General features: G+C 41.9%; 16 protein-coding genes and 2 pseudogenes. 13 read left to right on the top strand and 5 right to left on the bottom strand.

Features of this window, described 5'->3' with window-relative positions:
• Nucleotides 1-406, top strand: a pseudogene (locus tag ACX0HA_RS17005) (DUF3078 domain-containing protein); the annotation flags it as partial.
• 72 nt (nt 407-478) lie between these two features.
• Here the strand turns inward: ACX0HA_RS17005 and hflX are convergent.
• A complete protein-coding gene (gene hflX / locus ACX0HA_RS17010; RefSeq protein WP_458846507.1) occupies nt 479-1708 on the bottom strand; it encodes a GTPase HflX in 1230 nt (409 codons plus the stop codon).
• A gap of 163 nt (nt 1709-1871) precedes the next feature.
• On the opposite strand from hflX, the gene ACX0HA_RS17015 reads away from it, so the two are divergent.
• From ACX0HA_RS17015 to ACX0HA_RS17040, 6 genes are all read left to right on the top strand, one after another.
• Nucleotides 1872-10349, top strand: coding sequence for a fibronectin type III domain-containing protein (locus tag ACX0HA_RS17015; protein WP_458846508.1), 8478 nt, complete (start codon nt 1872-1874; stop codon nt 10347-10349).
• A 104-nt stretch (nt 10350-10453) separates the two neighbouring features.
• Nucleotides 10454-11410 (top strand): PorP/SprF family type IX secretion system membrane protein, encoded by a 957-nt coding sequence (locus tag ACX0HA_RS17020; RefSeq protein ID WP_458846509.1) that lies wholly within the window; start codon nt 10454-10456, stop codon nt 11408-11410.
• Nucleotides 11411-11431: 21 nt separating this feature from the next.
• Nucleotides 11432-13297: an OmpA family protein gene (locus ACX0HA_RS17025; RefSeq protein WP_458846510.1), complete on the top strand. Its 1866-nt coding sequence runs from the start codon at nt 11432-11434 to the stop codon at nt 13295-13297.
• A gap of 140 nt (nt 13298-13437) precedes the next feature.
• Nucleotides 13438-14031: a TetR/AcrR family transcriptional regulator gene (locus tag ACX0HA_RS17030; protein ID WP_458846511.1), complete on the top strand. Its 594-nt coding sequence runs from the start codon at nt 13438-13440 to the stop codon at nt 14029-14031.
• A 13-nt stretch (nt 14032-14044) separates the two neighbouring features.
• Complete coding sequence (locus ACX0HA_RS17035; protein WP_458846512.1) at nt 14045-14269, top strand: hypothetical protein; 225 nt, start codon at nt 14045-14047, stop codon at nt 14267-14269.
• A 36-nt stretch (nt 14270-14305) separates the two neighbouring features.
• A complete protein-coding gene (locus tag ACX0HA_RS17040; RefSeq protein WP_458846513.1) occupies nt 14306-15583 on the top strand; it encodes an MFS transporter in 1278 nt (425 codons plus the stop codon).
• 94 nt (nt 15584-15677) lie between these two features.
• Here the strand turns inward: ACX0HA_RS17040 and ACX0HA_RS17045 are convergent, their stop codons facing one another.
• Nucleotides 15678-16247, bottom strand: coding sequence for a choice-of-anchor J domain-containing protein (locus ACX0HA_RS17045; protein WP_458846514.1), 570 nt, complete (start codon nt 16245-16247; stop codon nt 15678-15680).
• A 3-nt stretch (nt 16248-16250) separates the two neighbouring features.
• A complete protein-coding gene (locus ACX0HA_RS17050) occupies nt 16251-19013 on the bottom strand; it encodes a carboxypeptidase-like regulatory domain-containing protein (RefSeq protein ID WP_458846515.1) in 2763 nt (920 codons plus the stop codon).
• A gap of 262 nt (nt 19014-19275) precedes the next feature.
• On the opposite strand from ACX0HA_RS17050, the gene ACX0HA_RS17055 reads away from it, so the two are divergent.
• Complete coding sequence (locus ACX0HA_RS17055) at nt 19276-20355, top strand: endonuclease/exonuclease/phosphatase family protein (protein ID WP_458846516.1); 1080 nt, start codon at nt 19276-19278, stop codon at nt 20353-20355.
• A gap of 156 nt (nt 20356-20511) precedes the next feature.
• Here ACX0HA_RS17055 and tnpA read toward each other — a convergent pair.
• Nucleotides 20512-20973, bottom strand: a pseudogene (gene tnpA / locus ACX0HA_RS17060) (IS200/IS605 family transposase).
• 211 nt (nt 20974-21184) lie between these two features.
• On the opposite strand from tnpA, the gene ACX0HA_RS17065 reads away from it, so the two are divergent.
• Together ACX0HA_RS17065 and ACX0HA_RS17070 are read left to right on the top strand one after the other, a co-directional pair.
• Entirely contained in the window at nt 21185-21724 is a 540-nt protein-coding gene (locus ACX0HA_RS17065; protein WP_458846517.1) for a 3-hydroxyanthranilate 3,4-dioxygenase, read from the top strand.
• Nucleotides 21725-21874: 150 nt separating this feature from the next.
• Entirely contained in the window at nt 21875-22804 is a 930-nt protein-coding gene (locus tag ACX0HA_RS17070) for a magnesium transporter CorA family protein (protein ID WP_458846518.1), read from the top strand.
• 32 nt (nt 22805-22836) lie between these two features.
• Here ACX0HA_RS17070 and ACX0HA_RS17075 read toward each other — a convergent pair whose 3' ends face one another.
• Nucleotides 22837-23655 (bottom strand): SDR family oxidoreductase, encoded by an 819-nt coding sequence (locus tag ACX0HA_RS17075; RefSeq protein ID WP_458846519.1) that lies wholly within the window; start codon nt 23653-23655, stop codon nt 22837-22839.
• A 79-nt stretch (nt 23656-23734) separates the two neighbouring features.
• On the opposite strand from ACX0HA_RS17075, the gene ACX0HA_RS17080 reads away from it, so the two are divergent.
• From ACX0HA_RS17080 to ACX0HA_RS17090, 3 genes are all read left to right on the top strand, one after another.
• Nucleotides 23735-24097, top strand: coding sequence for a winged helix-turn-helix transcriptional regulator (locus tag ACX0HA_RS17080; protein ID WP_458846520.1), 363 nt, complete (start codon nt 23735-23737; stop codon nt 24095-24097).
• Nucleotides 24098-24223: 126 nt separating this feature from the next.
• Nucleotides 24224-25771, top strand: a complete 1548-nt coding sequence (gene amaB / locus ACX0HA_RS17085) for an L-piperidine-6-carboxylate dehydrogenase (RefSeq protein WP_458846521.1) — start codon at nt 24224-24226, stop codon at nt 25769-25771.
• A gap of 120 nt (nt 25772-25891) precedes the next feature.
• Nucleotides 25892-26257, top strand: coding sequence for a peptidase associated/transthyretin-like domain-containing protein (locus ACX0HA_RS17090; RefSeq protein WP_458846522.1), 366 nt, complete (start codon nt 25892-25894; stop codon nt 26255-26257).
• Nucleotides 26258-26357: the final 100 nt, after the last annotated feature.

The raw sequence follows: 26357 nt of genomic DNA on the forward strand, positions 1-26357 counted from the left end.
GGTAGGTCCGGGTATGCTCTATAAAAGAGATGATAACTTCTTTGTAAACCTTTCTCCTGCAACCTCTAAATTTACATTTGTTGACCCTGACTACACCTTGCCTGATGAGGCTTACTTTGGTGTAAAAGAAGGCAATTCTATGCGTTATGAGTTGGGTTTCAGTGCTTCGATGTATTATAAGCTTGATGTTATTGCCAATGTAACCTTTGAAAATATACTGGGGCTTTATTCTAACTATCTTGAAGATCCCCAGAACGTGGATATCAACTATCAGCTTAATATATTGCTGCGTATTAACCGCTACCTGACTACAAACCTTTCGTTCCAAACCATTTACGATGATAACGCTTACCGCGGATTACAGGTTAGACAGGTGTTTGGCGTAGCTGCCAATTATGGATTCTAAAATAATTTACACCTTAATATATAGGTATAGTTATAAAACAAAGAAGCCCATCATATTTTTGATGGGCTTCTTTTATTCTTTTTCTTCGGCGTGATTCTCTTTATAGTCAGGATACAGGAACTTATTGTATGGAAAACGCGAGATGTGTATCTCCCTAACGGCTTCGTATACCTTTTCCCTGAATTCTTCAAAGTTCTCTTTATTGACAGCTGAGATGAAAAGCGCATTCTCTTCGCCAACGTTGCTCATCCATGTATCTTTCCACTCTTCAAGTGTGTGATGGCGTGATGTTTTTTCAGTCATCAGGTCATCAGCATCAATGGTAAGCGGTTTATAGGCATCTATTTTGTTGAACACCATAATGGTCGGCTTATCAACACACTTTATATCCTGAAGGATCTGGTTTACCGATGCAATATGGTCTTCAAACTCTGGGTGTGAAATATCAACAACATGTAATAACAGGTCGGCTTCGCGAACTTCATCAAGTGTACTTTTAAATGACTCGATAAGCTGTGTAGGTAGTTTTCTGATAAACCCTACAGTATCAGACAGCAGGAATGGCAGGTTTTTAATAACTACTTTTCTAACGGTCGTATCAAGTGTAGCAAAAAGCTTGTTTTCTACGAACACTTCGCTTTTACTGATAACATTCATGAGTGTCGATTTACCCACATTGGTATACCCTACAAGGGCAACCCTTACCATGGCGCCACGGTTGCTTCGCTGTACCGACATTTGCCTGTCGATGGTTCGTATCTTTTCTTTTAGCAATGCAATACGATCGCGCACGATACGCCTGTCGGTCTCAATCTCTGTTTCACCGGGTCCGCGCATACCAATACCACCCCGCTGACGCTCAAGGTGTGTCCACATACCCGATAACCTTGGCAGCAAGTATTGGCACTGTGCCAGCTCTACCTGTGTACGGGCATAAGAAGTTTCGGCGCGCTGCGCGAAAATATCCAGGATCAGGTTCGTTCTGTCTAATACTTTAATATCAAGTATTTTGGTGATATTCTTTTGCTGGGCGGGTGTAAGTTCGTCATCAAAAATAATGGTCGAAATATTGTTCTCCTTAATATATAGGTGTATTTCTTCAATTTTACCTGTACCGAGAAACGTTTTCGGGTTTGGGCGCTCCATTTTTTGTGAAAAACGTTTAATTACTTCTCCGCCTGCGGTGAATGTTAAAAAATCTAACTCGTCAAGGTACTCGTTAAGCTTTTCTTCACTTTGCGACTGCGTAATTACCCCTGCTATAATTGTTCTTTCGAATTTAATTGTCTCTTTTTCAAGCATATCTTTGTGATAAAAGTGTAAAACTACGAAAAATAGGGCATTGGAATCCCATATTTATTGTAAAAATGGCAATTTTCAGAAAATATGTTAAATTTCACGAAATTGTTATGTATATGTTATATTTTTTTAAATTTGGAGATTAAATTTAGCTAAACCATAAATTATGAAAAAAATTACTTTAATGATCGTAGTATCATTGATGTCCTTTTTTGCGTATGCTCAGCTACCGGTGAATCATTTCGATGATCCATGGGTTGTTCCGCCGGGTTATCCCGCGGGCACGCCGGCAGCACCGCCAAACTGGGTAGTCATCAATGAGTACGGGCCACAACAAACGTGGGTTCAAACGACACCAAATGTTAGCTCGCAGCCACCATTTGGCGGAACAGGGCATTCTGCGTACCTTCAAAAGGAAAACGTAGGGCCAACAGCAGCTATTCCTTCGGACTGGCTGATTACTGAAGCATTCCCGATGATTGCAAATGCGCAATTGGGTTTTCAGTCGAGGCTGACTATAGGCCAGGATTCAGGAGGTGTTTACAAAGTATACCTTATGAAGGTTACTGATGCAGCTGCGCCAGTTACGGTTGCTGACTTTACAAATTTAACGACTGGAAGGTTGTTAAAAACGTACACCGAAACAGAGCTGGATCCTACCAACTTTTCTCAGTGGACTGCACAGGTTTTCGAAATTCCAAACGATGCTACCTTTTATCCGGCAGGAACACAGGTGCGTCTTGCGTTTGTAATGCAGGGAGATGACAAAGACCGTTGGTTCCTTGATGATGTTAAGGTAACAGCAAAATGTCTGCCACCTACAAATGGGGTAGTAACTGCAACAACAACAACAACGGCTTCATTAAGCTGGACTGTTCCTGCTCCTGCGGCTACGTCGTGGGAAATCGAGGTTGTTCTTGATACTGCTGTGCCAACAGGTGTGGGTCAGGTTTATTCTGGTCCGCTTCCTTATACTAAAACAGGACTTACACCATGTACTAATTACAAGTACTATGTGCGTTCAAAATGTTCTGACGACGGGACAAGCGCATGGTTGGGCCCGGTATTCTTCAAAGCAAGATGTCTTGGAGAAACCTGTGCCGAACCGCTGGTAATTCCTCCGGGTAACCAAAGCGTTTCCGGAAACACTAGTGCTTTTGCAGATTTTTATGAAGGTTTATCCGGTACAGGCTGTAACAGTACTGGTAACTACCTTGCAGGTAATGACGTTGTATATTCTTATACTCCTAATGCTACAGGTGTATATAATATCTCCCTGACGGGCACAGGTGGTCCGGCGGGTGTATTTATGTACAGCAGCTGTGCTAACATAGGTGTTGCTTGTATTAATGGTGGAGTGGCAAGTGCCACGACTCCCGTTAATATTCCGGCTCAGTCGATGACCGCAGGTACAACTTACTACTTTGTTATATCTACAAACGGTACACCGCAAACTACAAATTATACGCTTGCTATACAGCAGGTATTCTGTGCGCTTCCAACTGCAGGTACTGCTGTTGTATCAGGTATGCAGGCAACCCTTGGCTGGACAAAAGGAACAGCAACTGCTACTTCGTGGGAGATAGCTGTTCAAAATGCCGGTGCCGGCCTTCCTGCTGCAGGAGCTCCGGTGAATACTGTAGCTACTAATACAGGTAATGTTGTAGGTAGTACCAGTGCAGGTGTTTTGTTTAGCTCTGCTACAACATACGAATATTATGTAAGAGAGAGTTGTGGCGGAGGCCAGTTCAGTATTTGGTCCGGACCTTACCAGTTTACAACTACGCAGGTTCCTGCTCCTATGAACTATACCCAGAATTTTGATGGTGCACCACATGGTTTTACCTTAAATAATGGTACACAGGTTAATAAATGGGTTGTGGGTGGAGCTACTAACAATAGCCCTGCAAACTCACTTTATATATCTAATAATGGCGGTACGACGAATGACTATAGCCTTACTACACCAAGTATAGTTCAGGCATACAGAGACATTCAGATGCCTTTAAATGTCGGACAGATAGCGATCAGCTTTGACTGGAAAGCATTTGGTGAGTCATGTTGTGATTACCTGAAAGTTTACATGGTTCCTTCTTCATGGACTCCAACACCGGGTACAGCTGTAAGTGCTGCCACTTCGGGAGGTACACAAATTGGCGGAACCATGAATGTTACGCCTAACTGGACAAATTTTAACACTATTATTACTGCTCCGACAAGTTGGAACAATAGTGTAATGAGGCTTGTATTCGAATGGACAAATGATGATAGTGTTGGTACTGCACCTAGTGCGGCTATAGATAATATTAATCTTTCTATTGTTACATGTCCTCAGCCTACAGCACTTGTAATGGGGCCGCTTAATACAACCAGTGGAGTTGTAAACTGGACTGCACCGGCAATAGTGCCTGCAAGCTATGATGTATATGTGAGCAACACACCAGTACCAGTACCTACAGCTACAACTGTACCTACTCAAAACGTACCTGGTACAACTGCTACTATAACTCCTTTAGCCGCAAGTACATTCTATTATGTATGGGTAAGGGCACATTGTAGTGATACAGATAAGAGTTTCTGGACCGGCCCTATAAGCTTCAGTACCCCTCAGGTACCGGACACAATGCCATATACCCAGAATTTCGATGGTGGCCCAAGTAACTTTACGTTAAGTAATGGCAATTTGGCTAACAAATGGGTAGTTGGAGGCGCGACATTTGCAAGTGCTGCAAATTCGCTATACATCTCTAACACTACCGGTACGACCAATGCTTATGACAACACACTTGCTGCTGTTGTTCATGCATACAGGGACATAACGATTCCAACGTCAGTACCATCAGGACAGGCTCTTCTTCAATTTGACTATAAGACTGTGGGTGAAAATGCAGATTACTTCAGGGTTTGGAATGTACCTGTTTCGTTTACACCAACACCGGGTACGCTAATTACTGCGGCAGCGAGTGGAGGAACTCAGATAGGTGGTAACTTTACCGGAAGCCCTACATGGAAGACTTCTAATAACGTTGTTGCGATACCTGCAGCAGATTTGAATACTCCCCGAAGAATTATTTTTGAATGGAGAAATGATGGTGGTGCCGGAACTAATCCTCCTGCAGCAATAGATAATATTAATTTTAAAGTTATTACATGTCCGGCTCCTCTTTCTTTAGGACTTGATGGGGCTCCTACTAATAATAGCGCGACAGTAATCTGGACTGCACCGGCTTTAATTCCGGGAAGTTATGATTATTATTATTCTACAAATACAACGCCGCCTACAGATACTACAACGCCAACCGGTAACGTGGTTGATTCAACAGTATCGCTTTCAGGTTTAGCAGATGCTACAAGCTATAATGTATGGGTAAGAAGTAATTGTGGTGCCTCAGGAACAAGTTTCTGGATAGGTCCACTTAACTTCTACACAGCTCAGGTTCCTGCCTCTGTGCCTTATGCACAGAATTTTGATGGAGGAGCGCATAGCTTTACTTTGTTAAACGGAGCACAGGCAAATAAATGGTTTGTTGGTCCTGCAACGTTTAACAGTGCGGCTAACTCGCTATATATAACCAATGATAACGGTGTAAGCAATGCCTATACTACATCTTCTCTTTCTGTAACTCAGGCTTACAGAGATATCCAGATACCTGCAGCTTCAGCTATGCCTTCAGGTCAGCTTCTTGTTAAATTTGACTGGAAAGCTCAGGGTGAGAGTATTTATGATTATTTCAGAGTATGGGTTGTTCCGGCTACATGGACTCCATCGCCAGGTGCGCAGATTACTGCTGCAACTTCTGGAGGTGTTCAGGTTTCGGGAGGTAACTTTAACCTGAATGGTGGTACTACCTGGACAACGTCAACCAATGTTGTAAATGTTCCTGCTACATGGAACAGTACTACACAAAGGATAGTATTCGAATGGAGAAACGATGGTGGTGGTGGTGCTCAGCCTCCTGCTGCTGTTGATAACATCGAAATAACGATTGTTCCTTGTGCTGCACCAACTGCACTAGTGCTTGGAGGTGTTACGCCTAATACAGCTACTGTAAACTGGACAGCACCTGCAATGAATCCGGGAAGCTACGATTATTATTATTCGACATCTGCTACCCCGCCTACTGCAACAACTGTTCCAAGTAATAACGTAACCCCTGCAACGGCTACGATTACAGGTCTTACAGATAATACTAATTATAATGTATGGGTAAGAAGTAATTGTGGATCAAGCGTTAGTTTCTGGACAGGTCCGCTTAATTTTACAACTCCGCAGATTCCTGCTACAATGCCTTATACTCAAAACTTTGACGGAACTGATAATCCATCATTTACGTTAAATTCGGGTACTCAGGTAAATAAATGGGTAATTGGAACGGCAACATTTAATAGTGCGGCCAAATCATTATACATTTCTAATGATGAAGGTGTTACTAACAACTATACGGTAAACACTAATTCTGTAACGCATGCTTACAGGGATGTTTTACTTCCTACTCCTATAGCTTCAAACCAGGTGGTGTTAAAATACGACTGGAAAGCCCTTGGAGAAAGCTGTTGTGATTATTTAAGAGTATGGATTGTACCTGTAACATTTGTACCAACACCGGGTACTCAGATTACAACTGCATCGGGAGGTTCGTTAATAACAGCGAATCTAAATAATAACAATACCTGGACGACTGCTGAGCATTTGCTTGACGTTACGGGAATGACCGGTGCGAGAAGAATTGTTTTCGAATGGAGAAATGATGGTAGTGGCGGTACTGCACCGGCTGGTGCTATCGACAATATCAGTGCGAGGGTAGTAACATGTCCTCAGCCTACAGCCCTTACTGCTACAGGTATAGGTATGACGTCTGCCACTCTTGGCTGGACAGAAGCCCTTGCTGCAACATCATGGGAGGTTTATGTAGTGCCTGTAAATGCTGCAGCACCACTAAATACTGATCCTGTAGGTGTAGGTACTACTGTATCGAGCACAACTCCTCTTTATGAAGGGTTAACAAGCGGTACAAAATATAAATATTATGTAAGAGCACTTTGTGGTCCTAACGATGTAAGTCGTTGGAGTGGTCCATACAATTTCAATACAAACGTATGTGAAATTGTAGATCAGTGTCCTATTAACTTTGTAATGACTGATACCGGCGACGGATGGAATGGTAATACTGTAAGTATTCTTCAGGCAGGACAGATAGTTGCAACTATTGGTTCTACATTTACATCAGGCGCAGGCCCTGTTACTGTTACAGTTCCACTTTGTAAGGGAGTACCTTATGAACTACTTTGGAACGCTGGCGGTACAGGCGATATCGGATTGGCAGTTGTAAATCCTTTTAGCAGCCAAACGGTTTTCTCTAAACTTCCTGGTTCAGGAACTTCTGAAAAAACTACTGTTATCTATGAAGGTATGTCATACTGTTCTACAATTACATGTGATCAGCCTACTAACCTTGTAAGTGAGAGCGTGGTAAACGTACCAAATGCTACACGTTTGAGCTGGACACCGGGTGGAGCAGAAGAACAATGGGAAGTTGTTATTCAGTCCCAGGGCGGAGCTTTCCCTTCGCAGAACCCTGTTACAAGCGTAATTGTTGACGATCCTTATTATGTATTTGCTAACCTTGTTGAAGGTACGCTATACGAATACTATGTAAGAGCTCTATGTGGTACTAATGATAAGAGTTTCTGGTCTGGAGAAGTTAGATTCTCATTATTTAGCCCGCCGGCATGTGCTGACGTGGTTGTAACGGATCCGGATCTTAATGTTATTACACCTGATACTGAATTTTATATCTGTCCGGGCGAAAATGCGTGTGTCGAGTTTGATGCGAGCTACTATGCTGCAGCTGCCGAAACTACTTCTTATGAAGTTACAAGCATACCATTTGTTCAGCCATTCCCTTCTGTAGGAGGTACTGAAATGCCAATTGATAGGGATGATATATGGTCGCCTAAAATTGTGCTTCCATTTGAATTCTGTTTTATGGGAAGTGTTTATAACGCTGCTCAGGTAGGATCTAATGGTATCGTAAGCTTTAATGCTAACCAACCTGCGTACGGTGGTAGTGGATATGCATTTACTCAGACAATTCCTAATCCTGCATTCCCTCAAAGGAATGCTATCTATGGGGTTTACCAGGATACAGATCCTAGCCCGGGTAACAATGACTGGGACAGTCCAAATATCAATTATCAGGTATTGGGTAACTACCCATGTCGTGCTTTGGTTGTTAGTTTTAATGGGCTTGCACAGTTTAATTGTAGTGATGACACTCCAGAAGACCAGCTGATTGGAGCTCAAAGTTCTCAAATTGTTATTTATGAGATCACTAACATCATTGAAGTATATGTTAAACGAAGAGTACCATGTACAGGCTGGCAAGGTGGTGTAGGACTTGTTGGAATTCAGAACGGTGCAGGAGATGTAGGATTTACTCCTCCTGGAAGAAACACTGGTCCTTGGACTGCTGAGAATGAAGCCTGGAGGTTTACACCAAACGGAGCTACATCTGTAGATTTCGAATGGCTAAAAGATGGTGGCCCTTTCAGTACCGATACTCACATTAATGTATGTGCTACTTCTGGTAAAACTGTAATGACAGCACGCGCTTCTTACGTTCTTTGTAGCGGAGAGGTTGTTGTAAGGGATACTGACTTCACAATTAATGTGGAAGAAGTAATTATTCCTGCAACAGATCCGGTTGATATTACAAAATGTGGTAATGGAGAAGATGTTACATTTGATCTTGCAGAAGCAACAGCAAATGTATTCGCTGATCCTACAGGATATGTATTCGAATACTATCCAACAGAACAGGATGCTATTGACCAGACTAATGGTATAGCTACTCCAGCTGCGTTTGTAACTAATGCTACAGTTACAGTTTGGGTTAGAATAATGAGAGGTGATGCTCCATGTTATATTACAAGGTCATTTGAAGTGGATGTTACTAACGTACCTCCTGTATTCTCGATTACACCGGATGCTACTATATGTGACGACGTTACTTCTACTATTGCAGTAACTCCTGGTCCGCTTGAAGACTTCTCAGTTGCTACATACAGCTGGACACGTGATGGTGGTGCAATACCGGATACTACAAGTTCTATTACAACAAATGTTGGTGGTATATATGTAGTTACGGTAAATAACCACGGATGTGTAAGCACAGGAACTTCAACACTTACTGTTTATCCTAAACAGACTGTTGTTGCCCCTGTAGATGTTACAGCTTGTGACAGCTATGAGCTTCCTGCTTTAACAGCTAACGGTGCTTATTATACAGGCGCTGGTGGAACTGGTACACAGCTAAATGCCGGTACTGTTATTGGTATTGATGCTGCTGCCGGACAAGTTCTTGGCGCGGGTGCACATACAATTTATGTATATGCGGCTTCGGGCAGTGTGGCTTGTTCAGCTGAAGACTCGTTTGTTGTAACAATCAATGTAGTACCACAGGTTGGTGATATTGAAGATGTTAAAGCATGTGATAGCTATGCACTTACTGCTCCTGCTGTAGGTTCTTACTATACAGCTCCCGGAGGTCCTAACGGAACCGGTACGCTACTGGCTGATGATTATGTAGTTACATCTTCTGAGACAATCTATGTATATGCAGAAACAGCAACTACGCCTAACTGTTTTACAGAGGATCGTTTTAGAGTAACTATTTCTCCTACGCCTGTTGCTGATGCTTTGGTTGACGTAACTGAATGTGATCAGTATATATTAACTGCTTTAAGTCCTCTTAATACATATTGGACTGGTCCGGGTAAAACAGGGCTTCAGTTAAATGTTAATGATCCTGTTACTTCTTCTCAGCGTATCTATGTTTATGCTGAAGCTCAGGATAATCCGGCGTGTAACGATGAGAAATCATTTATGGTTAACATCATACCTTCGCCACAGTTTACCCTTGGCGGACCATATACCGCTTGTGTACCTTCTTTTGTTACTATTTCTGTTACCGGTGCTAACTTCGACGTAGATGGTACTGATGTAACTTATAAATGGTTTATTGATGGTATTGAGCAAACAGGTCAGACTGGTAAGAGTATTGTCGGATCTGCATTTGGTGACTATCAGGTTGAGGTAACAAGGGGAGGACTATGTTCTCACTCTGAGACTGCCACATTATCTCAGGATACCACAGTAATCCTAATTTCAGTTATTGATAATTGTGAGAAGAATGTTTACAGCCTTGAGGCAACAGACGTAAATGGTTCTTTCGATCCGGATACGGCTACTTATTCATGGACAGGACCAGAATTTACATCTACAGATCGTAAGATTGTTCCTGAGAAGCTAGGTGAATATGTTGTAACCATTACGACTCCTGAAGGATGTGTAAGCACAGAATCTTTTGACGTAACCAGCACAGCTTGTGATATACCTCGAGGTATTTCTCCTAACAATGACGGATTTAATGATGAGTTTGACCTGACAGCTCTTGGCGTAAGGAAACTTAGCATCTTCAACCGTTACGGACAGGAAGTATATAGCAGAAGCAACTATACTAAAGAATGGGTTGGACAAACCGATAAAGGTGATGAACTGCCAACAGGAACGTATTTCTACATGGTAGAACGTACTACTGGTGAGTCATTAACCGGATGGGTTTACATCAACAGACAAGATTAATTTTTAATTTTTTTTAAAAAATATATCAGAAACCCCTGCCTAATAGGCGGGGGTTTGTTTTTTTTTATATTTTTACCGAAATGAAGCTATTAAACACACATTACATGAAGAAACTTTACCTTGCAGCACTATTGGCTCTTGGCGGCCTTGCTGACGCTACGGCCCAGCAGGATCCTCATTACACACAGTACATGTACAACATGAACGTGATTAACCCTGCCTATGCAGGATCCAAGGAAAACCTCTCTTTCGGTTTATTATACCGTAAGCAGTGGGTAGACATTGAAGATTCACCAACCACAATGACCTTTTCAGGGAGCAGCCCTGTTGGGAAGAATGTAGGTTTGGGATTATCTGTCATTAACGATAAGATAGGCCCTGTAGAGGAGACTAATGCTTATGCAGATTTCTCTTATACGCTTAACCTTGGAGGCGAACACCGCATTGCTTTAGGACTTAAAGCGGGAGCTACCTTCCATAACGTTGGGCTTTTTACTGATATCGGTAACGGCAACGTTCCGGATCCTAATGACCCTGCATTCTCATCAGACGTTAGCAACACGTTTTTTAACGTTGGAGCAGGATTCTTTTACTACACCCAGAAATACTATTTAGCATTCTCGGTGCCGAACATGCTTAAGAGCAAGCACCTTGACTATAAACCTGGAAGCAATGGTACAGATCCAAGTAATCCGGCGGCTAAATATGGATCTGAGACTTCCCACTACTTCTTAACGGGAGGTTATGTATTCCAGCTGAATGACAACCTTAAGATGAAACCGTCTTTCATGTTGAAATCGGCATTTGATGTATCGCCATCAATTGACGGATCATTAAACTTCTTATTCTTTGAGCGTTTCGAGATAGGCGCAACCTATAGGCTTGACGATAGTTTTGGCGGTATGGTTAACTATGCCATTACCCCTAACCTGAAACTTGGTTATGCTTATGACCATATCGTGTCTGACCTGAAAGTGACTACACCTGCCTCTCACGAGATCATGCTGTTGTTTGACCTGAACTTCCCTAAAAAAGTATCTCGTTCACCTCGTTATTTCTAATCCTAAACCGACCTAAAGAAAATGAAGAATTTATATATGACACTTGGTCTTGTACTTGCTACCATGGCAATGACAGCCCAGACAAAAGAATCAAAAAAAGCCGACAAGCTGTATGCGCGTCTTGACTATATTGACGCTGCCAAAGAATACCAGAAACTGGATGGCAGCCCTTATGTTTACAAACAGATAGCAGAGAGCTATTACAACATCTTTAATTCTAAAGAAGCTGTACAATGGTATGCTAAAGCTACAGCTACAGAGCAGGAAGCTGATGTGTATTACCACTATGCACAAATGCTTAAGGCAGAAGGGAAATATGAGGAAGCTAACACGCAGATGAAGAAATTTGCTTCGCTTGCCCCTCAGGATCAAAGAGCGGTTGTGTTCAACCAGGATCCTAATTACCTTCCAAAACTAAAATCACAGCCAAAGCTGTATGATGAGAAAGTACTAGACATCAATGATGACAAATACGGATCATTTGGTGGTGTGCTTGCAGATGACAACAATTTCTATTTTGCATCTACACGTAACACGGCTAGAAAAAAATATGGTACTAATGAGCAGCCTTATCTTGACATGTACACTTCAACGTACAATGCTAACGGTACTTTCAGTGAGCCTACACCGCTTTCTGACCTGAATACCAAATGGCATGATGGGCCTGCAGCTCTAAGTGCAGATGGTAAAACAATGTATTTCAACAGTGAGAGCTTTAACGAAAAGAAACAGTTTGAAAGAGATAAGGCTATGAACCTTAAGATCGGACAAATTTTCCTTTACAAAGCTGTTAAGAATGGTGACAAATGGGGCGAGCCTCAGTTATTGCCTTTTAATAATAAAGAATGGTCTTCTAAGAATGCCTCTGTAAGCAAAGATGGTAAAACATTATATTTTGCTTCTGACAGACAAGGTACAACTGGTGGATTTGATATTTGGAAAGTGGATATTAAAGCTGACAACAGCTATGGCGAGCCGGTAAACCTTGGCAACAAAGTTAACACGGGTGGTAATGAAGATTATCCGTTTATCGCTGATGATGGCAGGTTATTTTTCTCTTCTGACAGGCCAAATGGTTTTGGAGCATTAGATATTTTTGTTATCGATTTTGCTAAAGGTGGAGATGCTAAAAATGTTGGTGCACCGGTTAATACGGCTAAAGATGATTTCGCTTTCAGCTTTAATGCTGCTAAAAACATTGGTTTCTTCTCAAGTAACCGTACAGGTGTAGACAAACTTTATCTTGCTACTCCGGTATGTGGAGTTGAAGCTATCGTGTTAGTGAAAGATGCTAAAACCGGCGCTATCCTGGCTAATGCTTCTGTAGCTATCCTTGATGATAAGAATAACGTTATTGAAAGACGTACTTCTGGTCCTGACGGAAAAGTAACATACAATGTAGATTGTAACAAAGTGTACACTATTCAGGCTTCTAAAGAAGGCTATGAGAATAACAGCTTCCCAATCGCTAAAACGAACGGTGGTATAGTTAATGTAGCTGCTGATCTTGTTCCGATTGTAGTTCCTCCTGTAATTCCTGTAATTGCGCTTAATGAGATCTTCTTCGAATACGATAAGAGCAACATAACAAGAGAGGCTGCATTTGAACTTGACAAAGCTGTTGAAACTATGAAGCTTAACCCAACTATCGTTGTTATGGTTAAAGCACACACGGATAACAGAGGTACTGATAAGTATAACATGAACCTTTCGAATCGCAGGGCTAAATCTACAGTTCAGTACATCATCTCTAAAGGTATCGCTAAAGAACGTATCTCTGGTCAGGGTTACGGAGAGAGTGAGCCTAAAGTTGACTGTAAAGAAAACTGTACTGATGAGCAGCACAAAGAAAACAGAAGGAGTGAATTCCTTATTGTTAAGAAATAATCGCACACAGATTACGTCTTAAGAAACCAATTTATAGATTAAAGTCCCGCCTTATGGCGGGACTTTTTATTTATGTAGGTTTTTGTCTATAAATGAATGAACATTCATTTATTTTATATATTTGCATCAAAATTGGTTGCATGCGTACAAGAGATACAGATAAAGAAAAGCTGGTCATACAAAAAGCGGTTGAGCAAATTGTTCAGGATGGGCTACAGAACTTTAGTATGAATAAGCTGGCAAAGGCCTGTAATATATCAGTTGCTACGCTCTATATCTATTACAAAGATAAAGATGACCTTATAGTAAAAATAGGCAGCGAGATAGGAGACAAGTTCTTTTCTACTGCAATTAAGGATTTTTCGTCTGATATGCCTTTTCGCGAGGGTTTATGGAAACAATGGCAAAACCGTGCTTCTTTTGCTCTTGACAATCCTGTAGAGGTAAAGTGCTTTGAGGCAATGAAACATACTCGCTATGCTGAATGCATAATGAAAGGTGGATCGCTGAGCCACTTTAAAGAACTGCTCGAGACGTTTACTAAAAATGCAATTGTGAATAAAGAACTCATAGAGCTTCCTCTTGATGTGTTTTGGAGTGTGGCTTATGGCCCTCTCTATACAATGCTTAACTTTCATAGGGAAGGTAAAGCTTTAGGAGGAAAGCCTTTTATACTTACCGAGGAAAAAATGAAACTAGCCTTCGAGTCCGTCATCAGGGCGCTTACACCATAAAAATCAAAACCGAATGGATATACTATCTGACCACCTCCTTATTTTTAAGACCGACATTGGTAAACTATGCAGCAATTGCGAAGTGCACAAAGCACTCAATGCACATCATTCCATTTGGGAATGGAACATAGATGCAGATGACGAAGACTGTGTGCTTCGTGTCGTGTCGCCCACACTTACCGCAGATATGGTAATAAGCCTTGTAAACAGCCTGGGACATAAGTGTGCCGAATTATAGTTCAATCATCAATCAGATCACATCATCAATCAAAAAATGAAACAGAAAAAATCAGATACCCCCTCTTTTACTTCCTATCAGAAGTTCATTATTGCGCTACTGGCTATTTTGCAGTTCACTATCATTCTCGATTTTATTATAATCTCTCCGCTGGGAGATGTACTAATGAAAACACTCGATATGACCACGACCCAGTTTGGGCTTGCCGTATCGGCCTATGCCTTTAGTGCGGGTGGATCGGGACTGCTGGCTGCCGGTTTTGCCGATAAATTCGACCGAAAAAAACTATTGATATTCTTTTACAGCGGCTTTATTCTTGGAACCCTTTTCTGTGCCCTGGCAACAGGTTACTGGACGCTTCTTGCTGCAAGGATCGTGACGGGAATTTTTGGTGGCGTTATTGGTTCAGTATCGCTGGCTATTGTGACCGACTTATTTGTAATCGAACAGCGTGGACGTGTAATGGGTTTTATACAAATGGCATTTGCATCGAGCCAGATACTTGGTATACCTCTTGGCCTATATTGCGCTGACATGTGGGGATGGCACTCGTCGTTCCTTTTGATAGCAGGGCTTGGTTTACTGGTGCTCATAGGTGTTATCATTAAAATGCAGCCTGTAGATAAACACCTCGGCCTGCAGGAAGACAAGAATGCATTCCTGCATCTTTGGCATACTGTAAGCAACAAAAAATATCAGGTAGGCTTTGCAGCAATTGCATTGCTTTCGGTTGGAGGCTTCATGCTCCAGCCTTTTGGCAGTGCCTTTCTTGTGAACAATATCGGCATAGCGCAGCAAGACCTTAAGATGGTTTACTTCTTTACGGGACTTTCGGTATTATTCATCATGCCGCTTATTGGAAAGCTGAGTGACAAGGTGAGTAAAGTGCGACTGTTTGCTGCCGGATCATTTATTGCGATAGTGGCAATAATTTTTTTCACCAATCTTGGGCCTACGCCATTGTGGGAGATCGTTATCATTAACATGATCATGTTTATGGGTATCATGAGTCGAATGATTCCGGCAACCACACTTAATACCGGTATACCGGAGATGAAAGACCGCGGGGCCTATATGGCGATTACTTCTTCGCTGCAACAGATTGCAGGAGGTATCGCTGCCGTATTTGCGGGCTTTATAGTACACCAGGGAACCAAAACCAGTCCGCTGGAACATTACGATGTCTTAGGTTATATAATTGCAGTTGTGACTATATGCTCTGTCTTCCTTGTTTCAAGGGTTGATAAGCTGGTTAAGACTAAAGCTAAGCATGAGGACGCTGCCGCTTCGTCAGAAGTGGTTAATCCTGCCTAATGAAGCAATGCTTCTGCGGGTTAGAAATAATTCGTCAGAGGCCTTTATTTGCGTTTAGACTCTAAACCTGCAAGCTTGTAAGCTTGCAGGTTTTTTAATATATCTTGATGTTGTCTATGGCATAGCTGCTGCTCCCTGTTGTGGTATGGGTGGCTTTAAATGCGATATATACAGGCCCTGAATATTCTTCAAGGCTTATCTCTCCTGATGAAATAAATTTATACCATTCGGTATATATTGTGGGTGTTATTGTCTGAAGTGGAATCCATGTAGCAGACTCAATGTCCGAATTATCATAGTCAACAGAAATGAAAACCTCAAGACTGCTGCCTTCTTGCGGCAGATGATGCTGCGCCGACTGAAAGTGTAATGTCCGCTTTGTTTTGCCCAAATCAATAGCAGGTGTTATAAGCCATGCGGCAGAGGTGCCGTCGGTTTCACTTAAGAATTCAGCATAGCCATTACGGTTGAATAGTTGTTCACTCCAAAGAATAGTTCCGGTTTCTGCTGCATTGGTAAAGCCTTCAGTGTTTAAAATGGTTCCGTCTTCGGCATCTTCAAAATCTTCAAGGTAAACCAATGGTGTATAGGGCGGGAGCGAAGTATCATCATCACAGCCAAAAGCAAAGAACATTATGAACAACAGAGATATAATTTTCTTCATCGCTTAAAGATTAAGGTAAACATTCAGGAAATAGGTTCGGCCATAGCCATAGTAGTATTTTGGGCCAAAAGAAGGCGAACCATCCATATCGTTGTCGAGTTCGCGATAATTGGTATTGCGTGACTGCTCAAAACCGCCAGTCTTGTAGGTTTTATTGAAGATGTTATTTACGCTTGCAAAGAAACCAAGATACGTATGACGGCTGACTTTCCACGATTTTCCTCCAACAATGTTGAAAAGGTAAAAAGCATTGAATTTTTCCTGTTTCAGCAGTTGCTTAGCCCGATTCGGGTCGATGTCCTCGAACACATTGCCGGGACTGTCGGGGTTTTCAAAGAAGTGCTCCGTTCGTAGCAATGCCGATACATCAAGATAATTTGAGGCGAGGTAATTGGCATTGGCGCCTATCCACCAATAATGTGGATCACGGTATTCGGCGCCTATCGACACAGCTTGTTGTGGCATACCCGGTAGTCTGTAGTTTTTTAAATAAGCCATGCCAAAGTCGGTTGTGGTAAGCGGTAGGTCGGGGTTAGGATTTTCACTGTCGCTAATCACCGCCAGTGCATCGTTATTAAGCGATACATTCGGGTTGTTGCTGTAAATGTATTTCCCCAGTGCAGCCGAAGCCATGAACTTTACCGTTGGTGTAAACTGGTATTCGATACCCATTTCGACACCCATCATGCGTTTGTTTATGCCAGTAAGGTTTTCGGCTACAAAGGCATCAGCATCATCGCCTTCAAAAACACCTTCGCCATAAAATGACGAGGTTTCAGTAGCGTTTTCTATTGTAGCGTAAAACCCGGTAAGGCGTGCTTTTAGCTTGGGCATTCGCAAGAGGTAGGAAGCATCAACATTAGATAATGTCTCGTTGCCAATATCTTTCATAACCGAATTGTTCAATCGTGCATTTGAGAAGGTATTGCGCAAAGAGGGAGCCCTGCTCTGTCGAAGTGCATTCAATACGAACAAATGCCTGCCACTGAATTTGTAGGTCAGTCCTCCTTTAAAGCCAAAGTTTTCAAAAGCGGTTTTTGGGCTTTCGCCAAAAGAATTATTCGGATACAAACCGGTGCGGTACAGCCCTTCACGCTGGTACACCGAACGAGAGAATGACTGTGATAAATAAAAATCGACTTTTTTGTAACTGAACCTGAACTGGGTAAAAGCATCGAGCGTATTGGCAAACAGGTTATAGTTGTAACCAAAAGTATCACCTTTACCTACCTGCCTGTTGGGATTGTTCAGGTCCGGCTGAGAAAAGTTGCCAAAATAATACTGACTGATATCCAGGAAATAGCTGCCTCCCAGTAAATCGGTCAGGTTTTGATAATTGTGTGATTTGAGATGTTTGTATGTTGCGCCTGCATTCAGCGTAATAGCCGATGATAATCTGGTAAACAGAATTGAATTTCCTGTAAAGGTCTTATCATCGTTACGGTCTTCGTAAGTTATGTATTTGCTCCTGCCATCCGGCGAAAGCGCATTGGTGTCATACATAGCCTGCCAATCCAATTGTCTTTGGGTCAGGAACGGAGCATTGGCAGCTTCGGCAGGATCATTAAAATAGCTTGGCATTTTGGTATAATACGTGGGGTCTGGGTTTGGCGCATATTTGTAATCGATACGGCTGTTGCCAATCTTGCCAAATTGGTATGCCACATTCGTATTCAGTGTTGTCTTGCTATCAATCTTCCAGTAATGGTTGAGCATCAGGATAGGCTCTTCCACATCTTTTTCGCGTGAATTGCGCTTATCACCATTATAATTGCCCCAATAGCTGTTGTATTTTACTCCTGTAATGTCGGTTACTTCCTGGGTGTTGGGAGAATTGCGTCCGCGCTCGCTTTGGGCATAAATACCCGTAAAGTTCAGGCTGTGTTTATCGTTAAAACGTTTCTCTATAGCTATGAAGAATGAATTCCCGCCATAATTAGTGCCGTCAAAGTAACCTTCATTGGTGCCTCTTCGCGACGCAGAAACTACATAGCTGAAGCCATTTGCTTTAGGACCTGAGGCATAAGTAGCCATTGCCCTGTAACCATAATAGGTATTGGTTCCGGCAAAAGACAGGCGTGTTCCCTTTTTAAATGCCGATGCCCTTGTATTAATTGCTTGTGTACCGAGCAGGCTGCCAAAAGTATAGTCGGACGGTGCCGTACCTGTTGTATATTCCTGATTTCGTATTGCATCATTAAGCCCGCCCCAGTTGGCCCATTGCGGTCTGCCGTCATAAACACGGTTCATGGTAATTCCGTTGATGAGTATTGAGCCATATTCGGTATCAAGCCCACGCATCTTGAAACGTGCCGGGCCCCAGTTAAAGGCTGCCGACTGCTGGAACACATCGCGCGATGCCTGCAATAATCCTGCTGAAGTATCTGAGCCACTATTGCCATCGGCAAGGTCGTTATCGGTTAACGTTATCAGTCCGAGCTGCTGTTCGGATGTGATATCTTCTTCAAGGATGATGATGCCCAGGTCGAGTGTGCGGCTGTCGATCATTTTCAGGATGAAATTCTGTGCGATATAGCCAGTAAGGCTAACGGTCAGGAACTGTTCGCCATCAGGGACTTTATCAAGTACAAAAAAGCCGTCGCTATTGGTGAGCACCTCACGTCCGCTGCTTTGTAAAATAGCTGTTGCGCCGTGTAAGGGCTCCTGTGTTTTGGAATCGATCACTTTTCCGAGAACGGATGCAGTTTGCTGTGCATGCAGGGCTATAGCCTGAAGCAGCAATACAATGAGTAGCAGTCTACGCATTAAGGTTATGTTGGTTGGTTTTGGTTTTCAAATGTAAAATAAATAGGAATAGTATTATACTCGCTAATTGATTTTTTTAAAGCCCTAGCGGGGCGATATATTTATAGAAAGGCAATAAAAGCGGCAATATTGAGCTCCGGAGGAGCGGCATATTATATGTCGCTCCTCCGGAGCTTTGAGTAAGAACTATATTATACGCTATATAAATATAGCGCTCCTCCGGAGCTAATAATTGTTATTTTAGCAGAGCCAATTAAACAACATGAAGTCAAAAATAAATCTGTTATTTTTATTAATTGTACTTACATCTTCTTTTGTATCTGCACAGAAAAAGAATTTCAAAGTGCATACCGTTGCTTTTTATAATGTCGAAAACCTGTTTGATACCATAAACGATTCGGGATTTGGGGATGATGAATATCTGCCGAGAGGTGAACAGGCCTGGACTTCAGAAAAATATAATGCCAAGCTGGCAAATATCGCCAAAGTGCTTTCTGAGATCGGGACAGATGAGAATACCGAAGCGCCAACGATCATCGGCCTTGCGGAACTTGAAAACCGCCGCGTACTTGAAGCACTCATCAAACAGCCTCAACTTATAGAGAAAGGTTATGGCATTGTACATTTTGACTCCCGGGACAGTCGTGGAACAGATGTTGGATTCCTTTATCTCAAGAAAAACTTTCGCCCGGTAAGCTATAGAAATATACCGCTCGTTATAAAAGACACCCTGAAAATAGAGGAGGTCCAGCCAAAAAAGAAAAAGAAACCATCGCCAAAACTCTTTACCCGTGACCAGCTTTTGGTAAGCGGCCTGCTTGACGGTGAAGAGATTCATTTTATTGTCAACCACTGGCCATCACGCTACGGAGGTGAAAAGAAAAGCAGCCCCTTTAGAGAGGCCGCTGCCTCACTCAATCGAAAAATAATTGACTCGCTGGTACGCATTAATCCCAACGCCAGGATTATTACCATGGGCGACTTTAACGACGGGCCATATAATAACAGCATTACAAAAGTGCTTGGGGCAAAAGCATTTAAAGATGATCTGAAACCCGGCGAACTCTTTAACCCTATGGATGCTATTTCCCGAAAAGGTGAAGGAACGGTTGCGTACAATGATGCCTGGGATCTTTTCGACCAGATAATTATGACCTCAACATTAATCTCTAAGGATTATAGTACTTTCCGTTATTGGAAAGCGGGAATTTTTAAACCCGATTATCTCCGCCAGCCAACAGGTAGATACCGTGGCTACCCATTGCGTAATGCTAATGGTGAAGCGGGGTATAGCGACCATTTTCCGGTGTATGTGTATTTGGTAAGGGAGGTTATCAAGTAATCAGTCGCAGTCGCAGTTTTCATTCATGTGTGAAAATCAGGGCTTTAAACTCTGTCACGCTAAGCAAAAATGGATGTGAGATGTTATGCATTTTCCCGTTAGGGAAATAATTTCGGTAGAAATGGTGATGCACGCGGCTGAATTTCCCGTAGGGAATTAATTTATTTCATAAAAAATATACCGTTCATCATATTCGATTTCAAATTTTCGAAGGAAGTCGATATATTCTTCTCTAAAAGAAACCTTTTTGTGATGATTCTCTTGATTTTCAATATAATCGATTACCGCTTTCACTTGGGATTTGCTATATGAAAATGCACCATAGCCTTCCTGCCATTCAAATTTTCCATTTATAAATCCTTTTTGATTTATCCAAAGCGAAGAATTTCTTTTGATGTCCTGAAGTAAATCGGAAACAGATTGATTAGGGCGCATCCCAATAAAGATATGGATGTGATCTGGCATTCCATTTATGGCTAAAAGTTTATGTCCCTGTTTTTCTATAATTCCGGCAATTTAGAGATAGAGTTCCTGTTTCCAATTAATTTGAATTAAAGAATCACGATGCTTGACAGCAAAAACAAATTGTAAATGTATTTGTGAATAAGTATTAGCCATAGTTTTATTATATAAACAAACATAAGGATTAGATTAATTCCCTACGGGAAATTTTTGCGGAGGGATGTCTCAGGTGCTACCGAAATTGTTTCCCTAACGGGAAATGGTAGTAGGGGCAAATATTCTTTAGATCGTACAAGCTCCCTGATTTTTATCATATTTTTTCATTAATATCTCCGTACCTTAGTGCTTCAATTCAAAATACCATCTCATGGCACTCATGAAACCCTTTAACCTGAACAAATGGATAGACGATAACCGCCATCTTTTAAAACCACCTGTTGGAAATAAGAATATCTATCCGCTGTCAGACGATTATATCGTAATGGTTGTTGCAGGGCCTAACGCCCGTAAGGACTATCATTATAATGAAACCGAAGAACTGTTCTACCAACTCGAAGGCAGCATTAAAGTTATCGTTCAGGATGAGGGCGAACGCAAGGAAATGGAACTTCATGCGGGCGATATGTACCTGCATCCGGGCAAAGTGCCCCATTCTCCGGTAAGAGGTGAGAATTCCATTGGGCTAGTGGTGGAAAGAGTGCGTGCAGGTCGTGGTTTTACCGACGGGTTACTCTGGTTCTGCGACAACTGCAACCACAAACTTCATGAAGTGTATTTTGAACTTCATAACATTGAAAAAGACTTTTTACCGCATTTTCAATATTTTTATAATTCAGAGCAACTGCGCACTTGTACCAACTGCGGTCATGTACTGGAAGCTGATGCGCGCTACGTAGAGAAAAAATAATTGCTTTAAGATATTAATACGATCATAAGCAGTACCTTTGCGCCAAATTTTAAACGAATAATGGACGATTATCATCATCGGGAATTAATTAATTTACGATAGGGAACTGCCCTTGTGCATTCCTTATTGGCTAACATTTGGAATGCATTTATGATTACGTACTACAAAAACAACGCTACCGGCCTTGCCACTACTGCTGCCCATGCAGATTCTATCTGGGTAAGTGCCGTAAACCCAACCCTTTCAGAAAAACGTTATCTTCTAGACGAACTGAAGCTTCCCGAAGCTTTTTATAACGACATCGAAGATATAGACGAGCGCCCCCGTATCGAATTCGAGAACGGCTGGTGCCTTATCATCGTAAGGATACCTTTTAAGAATGACGATTTAAAATTGCCATATACCACAGCACCATTAGGCATCATCTTTAATGCACATACCTGCATATCACTTTGCTTTGTAGAGAATGAGCTTATCGAAGATTTTGTTACCTATTCACAGCGCAAGAACATAACTGTTGGCGATAACTTTTCGCTGGTGTTCAGGCTGCTGCTTTCGTCGAGCATTTGGTTCCAGAAATATCTGAAACAAATAAATTTGGGCATTAAATATGCCGAGAGCAACCTGGAGAAGTCAATTCGTAATGAGGATCTACAGGCACTTTTCAGGATGGAGAAATGCCTTGAGTATTTTATTACTTCGCTTAAGGGTAATGAGTTGTTGTTTTATCGCATAAAGAACCTAAAGACACATAAAGATACCTTTGATCCTGAAATGATTGAAGACGTTGAAATCGAGATTAAACAGGCACAGGATACTACCACTATTTACAGTAACATCCTTACAAGTATGCTAGATGCCTATGCATCGGTAATTTCGAACAACCTGAATGTGGTTATGAAAAGGCTTACGTCTATCTCCATCATTTTGATGATACCTACTCTTGTGGCAAGTTTGTATGGTATGAATGTGCCCAACTCACTTCAGGACAGCCCGTATGGTTTTGCTATAATCCTTTCAGCTTCGCTTTTACTTTCGGTGGTAGGAGTGATACTTTTCCGAAAAAAGAATTTGTTTTAAAAATATAAAGCCCTCTTATGAGGGCTTTTTCATTATGCAAAATTTGCTGCTATAGCTTCGAGATACTCTTCAATAGGCATTGATTTTCGCATTGCCATAAGCCCGTTGCCCGAGTTGCCTATCAGCTTTCGGAATTCCTTGTTTTTTCCTGTCGCAAAGGCTGCAATTTCATTTACAATTATCTGGGGATCGTCTAACAATTCAGGGTTTCTGGATGCCATGAGCTGTTTTAGCTTGTTTGTCAATTCATCATAAACGGTTATCCCGTCTTTTTCAGGCCAGATGATACTGTTGCCAAAGTTGTTTCCTTCAGAGCCACCCTGCTCAATAAGGTGCAGGCTGATGTTAAGGGGTTTAAGTTCGTAGTACAAACCTTCGGTAAGACCTTCAAGGGCAAATTTAGACATGTTGTACAGCGAACCTAATGGCACTGCCGTGGTTACTCCCATAAAAGAACTGATGTTTATGAACTTGCCGCTGCCGTTTTCACGGAAGTGGGGTAAAAATGCCCTGATCACATTTATTGGCCCACGCACATTTACGGCAAACTGCCAGTCAATAGCCGATTCTTCGGTCAGTTCCAGGGCACCATAGGCGCCCATGCCCGCATTGTTTACCACAACATCAATTTTTCCAAAGGCAGCGATTGCATCGGCGACAGCCTCTTGTGCCTGATCTACAGCGGTAACATCAAGCTTAAATATTTTGATGTTAGGATATTGAGTCAGTTCGGTTTCTTTTTCCGGAGTCCGCATGGTAGCGGCTACATTCCATCCCTGTTCTGCAAAATATTTAGCGGTTAGTTTGCCCAGCCCGCTACTGGTTCCGGTTATAAATATGCTCTTATTCATAATTTTAAAAATTTATAGAGCAAAGTTATTTCGATTTGGTATACATTTGTAAGCAGTATACAAAAGTATACCAATGTTTATGGAGACTACTCAGGAAATAAAACGTGACGCTGCAGCAGAAATGAAGTATTTGCAGGATACCTTGTATGTTATCAACGGCAAATGGAAAATACCTATCATCAACTCGTTATGCAACGGTAACAGACGTTACCGCGAAATACAGCGCAGCATACCGGGAATCACTTCGCGGATGCTGTCTAAAGAATTAAAAGAGCTTGAGATGAATAAGATCATACGAAGAGTGGTTAAAGATGAACCGGGTATTTTGGTAGAATATGAAACCACACCTTATTGCAAGACCTTTAGTGAGATCATTCTGGCAATGATAGACTGGGGCAAACAGCATTATGAGGTGCTTAAAAAAGAGGCAGTACATTCGTAAAATTGCAGCCGTCTGTAGTATATCTGCTTATTTTACATTTAAAATTAATTTAAAGCGATATAAATTACGGATTAATCAAAATTCAATACATTTGTAAAATATAACAATTTATAACAGAAAAGTTAAATGGCAACACTTACCGACCAATTCGGAATTCAGGAAGCCTTATCAAAATTAGGCATTAAAGATATTAATGATGGTACATCGACCGGAAGCAAATCGTTTGCTAATGGTAACGTTATAGAATCATACTCACCGGTAGACGGTACGCTTATCGCTAAGGTAAAAGCTTCTACAAAAGAAGATTACCAGGCTGCTATGGCTAAAGCTGAAGAGGCTTTTAAAACATGGAGACTTGTTCCTGCACCTAAAAGAGGTGAGATCGTTCGCCAGATGGGTGATGAGCTAAGAAAATATAAAGAGCCTCTTGGGCAGCTTGTTTCGTATGAAATGGGTAAAAGCCTTCAGGAAGGTCTTGGTGAAGTTCAGGAGATGATCGACATCTGTGATTTTGCAGTTGGTCTTTCCCGTCAGCTTTACGGACTTACTATGCACAGCGAAAGGCCAATGCACCGCATGTATGAGCAGTGGCATCCGTTTGGTGTGGTAGGTATTATCTCTGCTTTCAACTTCCCGGTTGCAGTATGGAGCTGGAACTCAATGCTTGCATGGGTTTGTGGTGACGTTTGTATCTGGAAACCAAGTTCTAAAACACCTCTTTGTGGTATTGCCTGCCAAAACATAATCAGGACAGTACTTGAAAGAAATGATATTCCTGAAGGAGTTAGCTGCCTTGTTGTAGGTAACGAGTCAGGTGACTTAATAAACAACGACAAGCGCATTCCGCTTGTATCGTTCACAGGTTCTACAAGAATAGGCCGTCACGTATCTAAAACTGTTGCAGAGCGTTTTGGTAACACCATCCTTGAATTAGGTGGTAACAACGCGATCATCGTTTCTGAGCATGCCGACATTAGCATGGTATTGGTTGGAGCGGTGTTCGGAGCAGTAGGTACTGCAGGACAGCGTTGTACTTCTACGCGACGACTTATCATCCACGAAAGTGTTTACGATAAAACTGTTGCGGTACTTAAAAATGCATACGGACAGCTGAAAATTGGTAACCCTCTTGACAGCAATAACCACGTTGGTCCGCTTATCGATAAAGGTGCGGTTAACGATTACCTTAATGCTATCGAAAAAGCGAAACAAGAAGGCGGAAAAGTTATTGTTGAAGGTGGCGTAATGGAAGGCGAAGGCTACGAAAGCGGATGCTACGTTAAGCCATGTATCATAGAGGCCGAAAACCATTTCCACATTGTTCAGGAAGAGACTTTTGCTCCGATACTTTACATCATGAAATACAGTACTATTGAGCAGGCTATCGCGCTTCAGAATGGTGTTCCGCAAGGACTTTCTTCATCGATCTTCACCAACAACATGAGAGAGATGGAATTATTCCTTTCTCAGGCTGGTTCTGACTGTGGTATCGCTAACGTAAACATTGGTACTTCGGGTGCCGAGATTGGTGGTGCTTTTGGTGGTGAGAAAGAAACAGGCGGAGGCCGCGAAAGTGGATCTGATGCATGGAAAGCTTACATGAGAAGACAAACCAATACAATAAATTACGGTACACAGCTGCCATTGGCACAGGGTATCAAATTTGACCTGTAATCACTTACTTTAAGGTTTTTATAAATCCGGAAAAGGCTGTCTGTAAAGGCAGCCTTTTTTATTTGTCTACGCAACCTTCTGAGAATAAGAACATCTATTCTAAAATATAAACCATCAATTATGAAAAAAATTACTGTTCTTTTATTTGCTTTTATAGCCTTTGGCTGTAGTAATGATGATGATAAGAAAAGTATTGTTTGTACACAGGAAGTGAGGCCGGCTCTGGTAGTGACCGTAACAGATGCTGTTAGCGGAGCGTTGCTTTCAGAAGGTGTTACAGTTTTAGCTGTGTCAGGCGCTACTTCGTTAAATGTGCCTTCAGAAGGGAGATTTATCTCGATGGGTATTCCCGGAAATCCATATATCGTAAAAGTTACGAAAGCGGGTTATGCTGATTATACCTCAACATCTCAAACTTCACCTTTTGGCGAATGCGGATATACCACAAACAATTTATCGGTATTACTACAACCATTACAGGATTAGATTGTTATTTACACACTTCATCCCGATAACTTTCGGGATGGATGTGTTTCATAAACCAATAGCTCAAAACTATTTTACCCACAAAGTATCGGTAAAATAG

It is taken from the genome of Flavobacterium hauense (genome assembly GCF_054457175.1).

Bases quoted from the DNA above. Each gene is read 5' to 3' on its own strand.
- hflX (WP_458846507.1), bottom strand. From the start codon at position 1,708: ATGCTTGAAAAAGAGACAATTAAATTCGAAAGAACAATTATAGCAGGG.
- ACX0HA_RS17015 (WP_458846508.1), top strand. From the start codon at position 1,872: ATGAAAAAAATTACTTTAATGATCGTAGTATCATTGATGTCCTTTTTT.
- ACX0HA_RS17020 (WP_458846509.1), top strand. From the start codon at position 10,454: ATGAAGAAACTTTACCTTGCAGCACTATTGGCTCTTGGCGGCCTTGCT.
- ACX0HA_RS17025 (WP_458846510.1), top strand. From the start codon at position 11,432: ATGAAGAATTTATATATGACACTTGGTCTTGTACTTGCTACCATGGCA.
- ACX0HA_RS17030 (WP_458846511.1), top strand. From the start codon at position 13,438: ATGCGTACAAGAGATACAGATAAAGAAAAGCTGGTCATACAAAAAGCG.
- ACX0HA_RS17035 (WP_458846512.1), top strand. From the start codon at position 14,045: ATGGATATACTATCTGACCACCTCCTTATTTTTAAGACCGACATTGGT.
- ACX0HA_RS17040 (WP_458846513.1), top strand. From the start codon at position 14,306: ATGAAACAGAAAAAATCAGATACCCCCTCTTTTACTTCCTATCAGAAG.
- ACX0HA_RS17045 (WP_458846514.1), bottom strand. From the start codon at position 16,247: ATGAAGAAAATTATATCTCTGTTGTTCATAATGTTCTTTGCTTTTGGC.
- ACX0HA_RS17050 (WP_458846515.1), bottom strand. From the start codon at position 19,013: ATGCGTAGACTGCTACTCATTGTATTGCTGCTTCAGGCTATAGCCCTG.
- ACX0HA_RS17055 (WP_458846516.1), top strand. From the start codon at position 19,276: ATGAAGTCAAAAATAAATCTGTTATTTTTATTAATTGTACTTACATCT.
- ACX0HA_RS17065 (WP_458846517.1), top strand. From the start codon at position 21,185: ATGGCACTCATGAAACCCTTTAACCTGAACAAATGGATAGACGATAAC.
- ACX0HA_RS17070 (WP_458846518.1), top strand. From the start codon at position 21,875: ATGATTACGTACTACAAAAACAACGCTACCGGCCTTGCCACTACTGCT.
- ACX0HA_RS17075 (WP_458846519.1), bottom strand. From the start codon at position 23,655: ATGAATAAGAGCATATTTATAACCGGAACCAGTAGCGGGCTGGGCAAA.
- ACX0HA_RS17080 (WP_458846520.1), top strand. From the start codon at position 23,735: ATGGAGACTACTCAGGAAATAAAACGTGACGCTGCAGCAGAAATGAAG.
- amaB (WP_458846521.1), top strand. From the start codon at position 24,224: ATGGCAACACTTACCGACCAATTCGGAATTCAGGAAGCCTTATCAAAA.
- ACX0HA_RS17090 (WP_458846522.1), top strand. From the start codon at position 25,892: ATGAAAAAAATTACTGTTCTTTTATTTGCTTTTATAGCCTTTGGCTGT.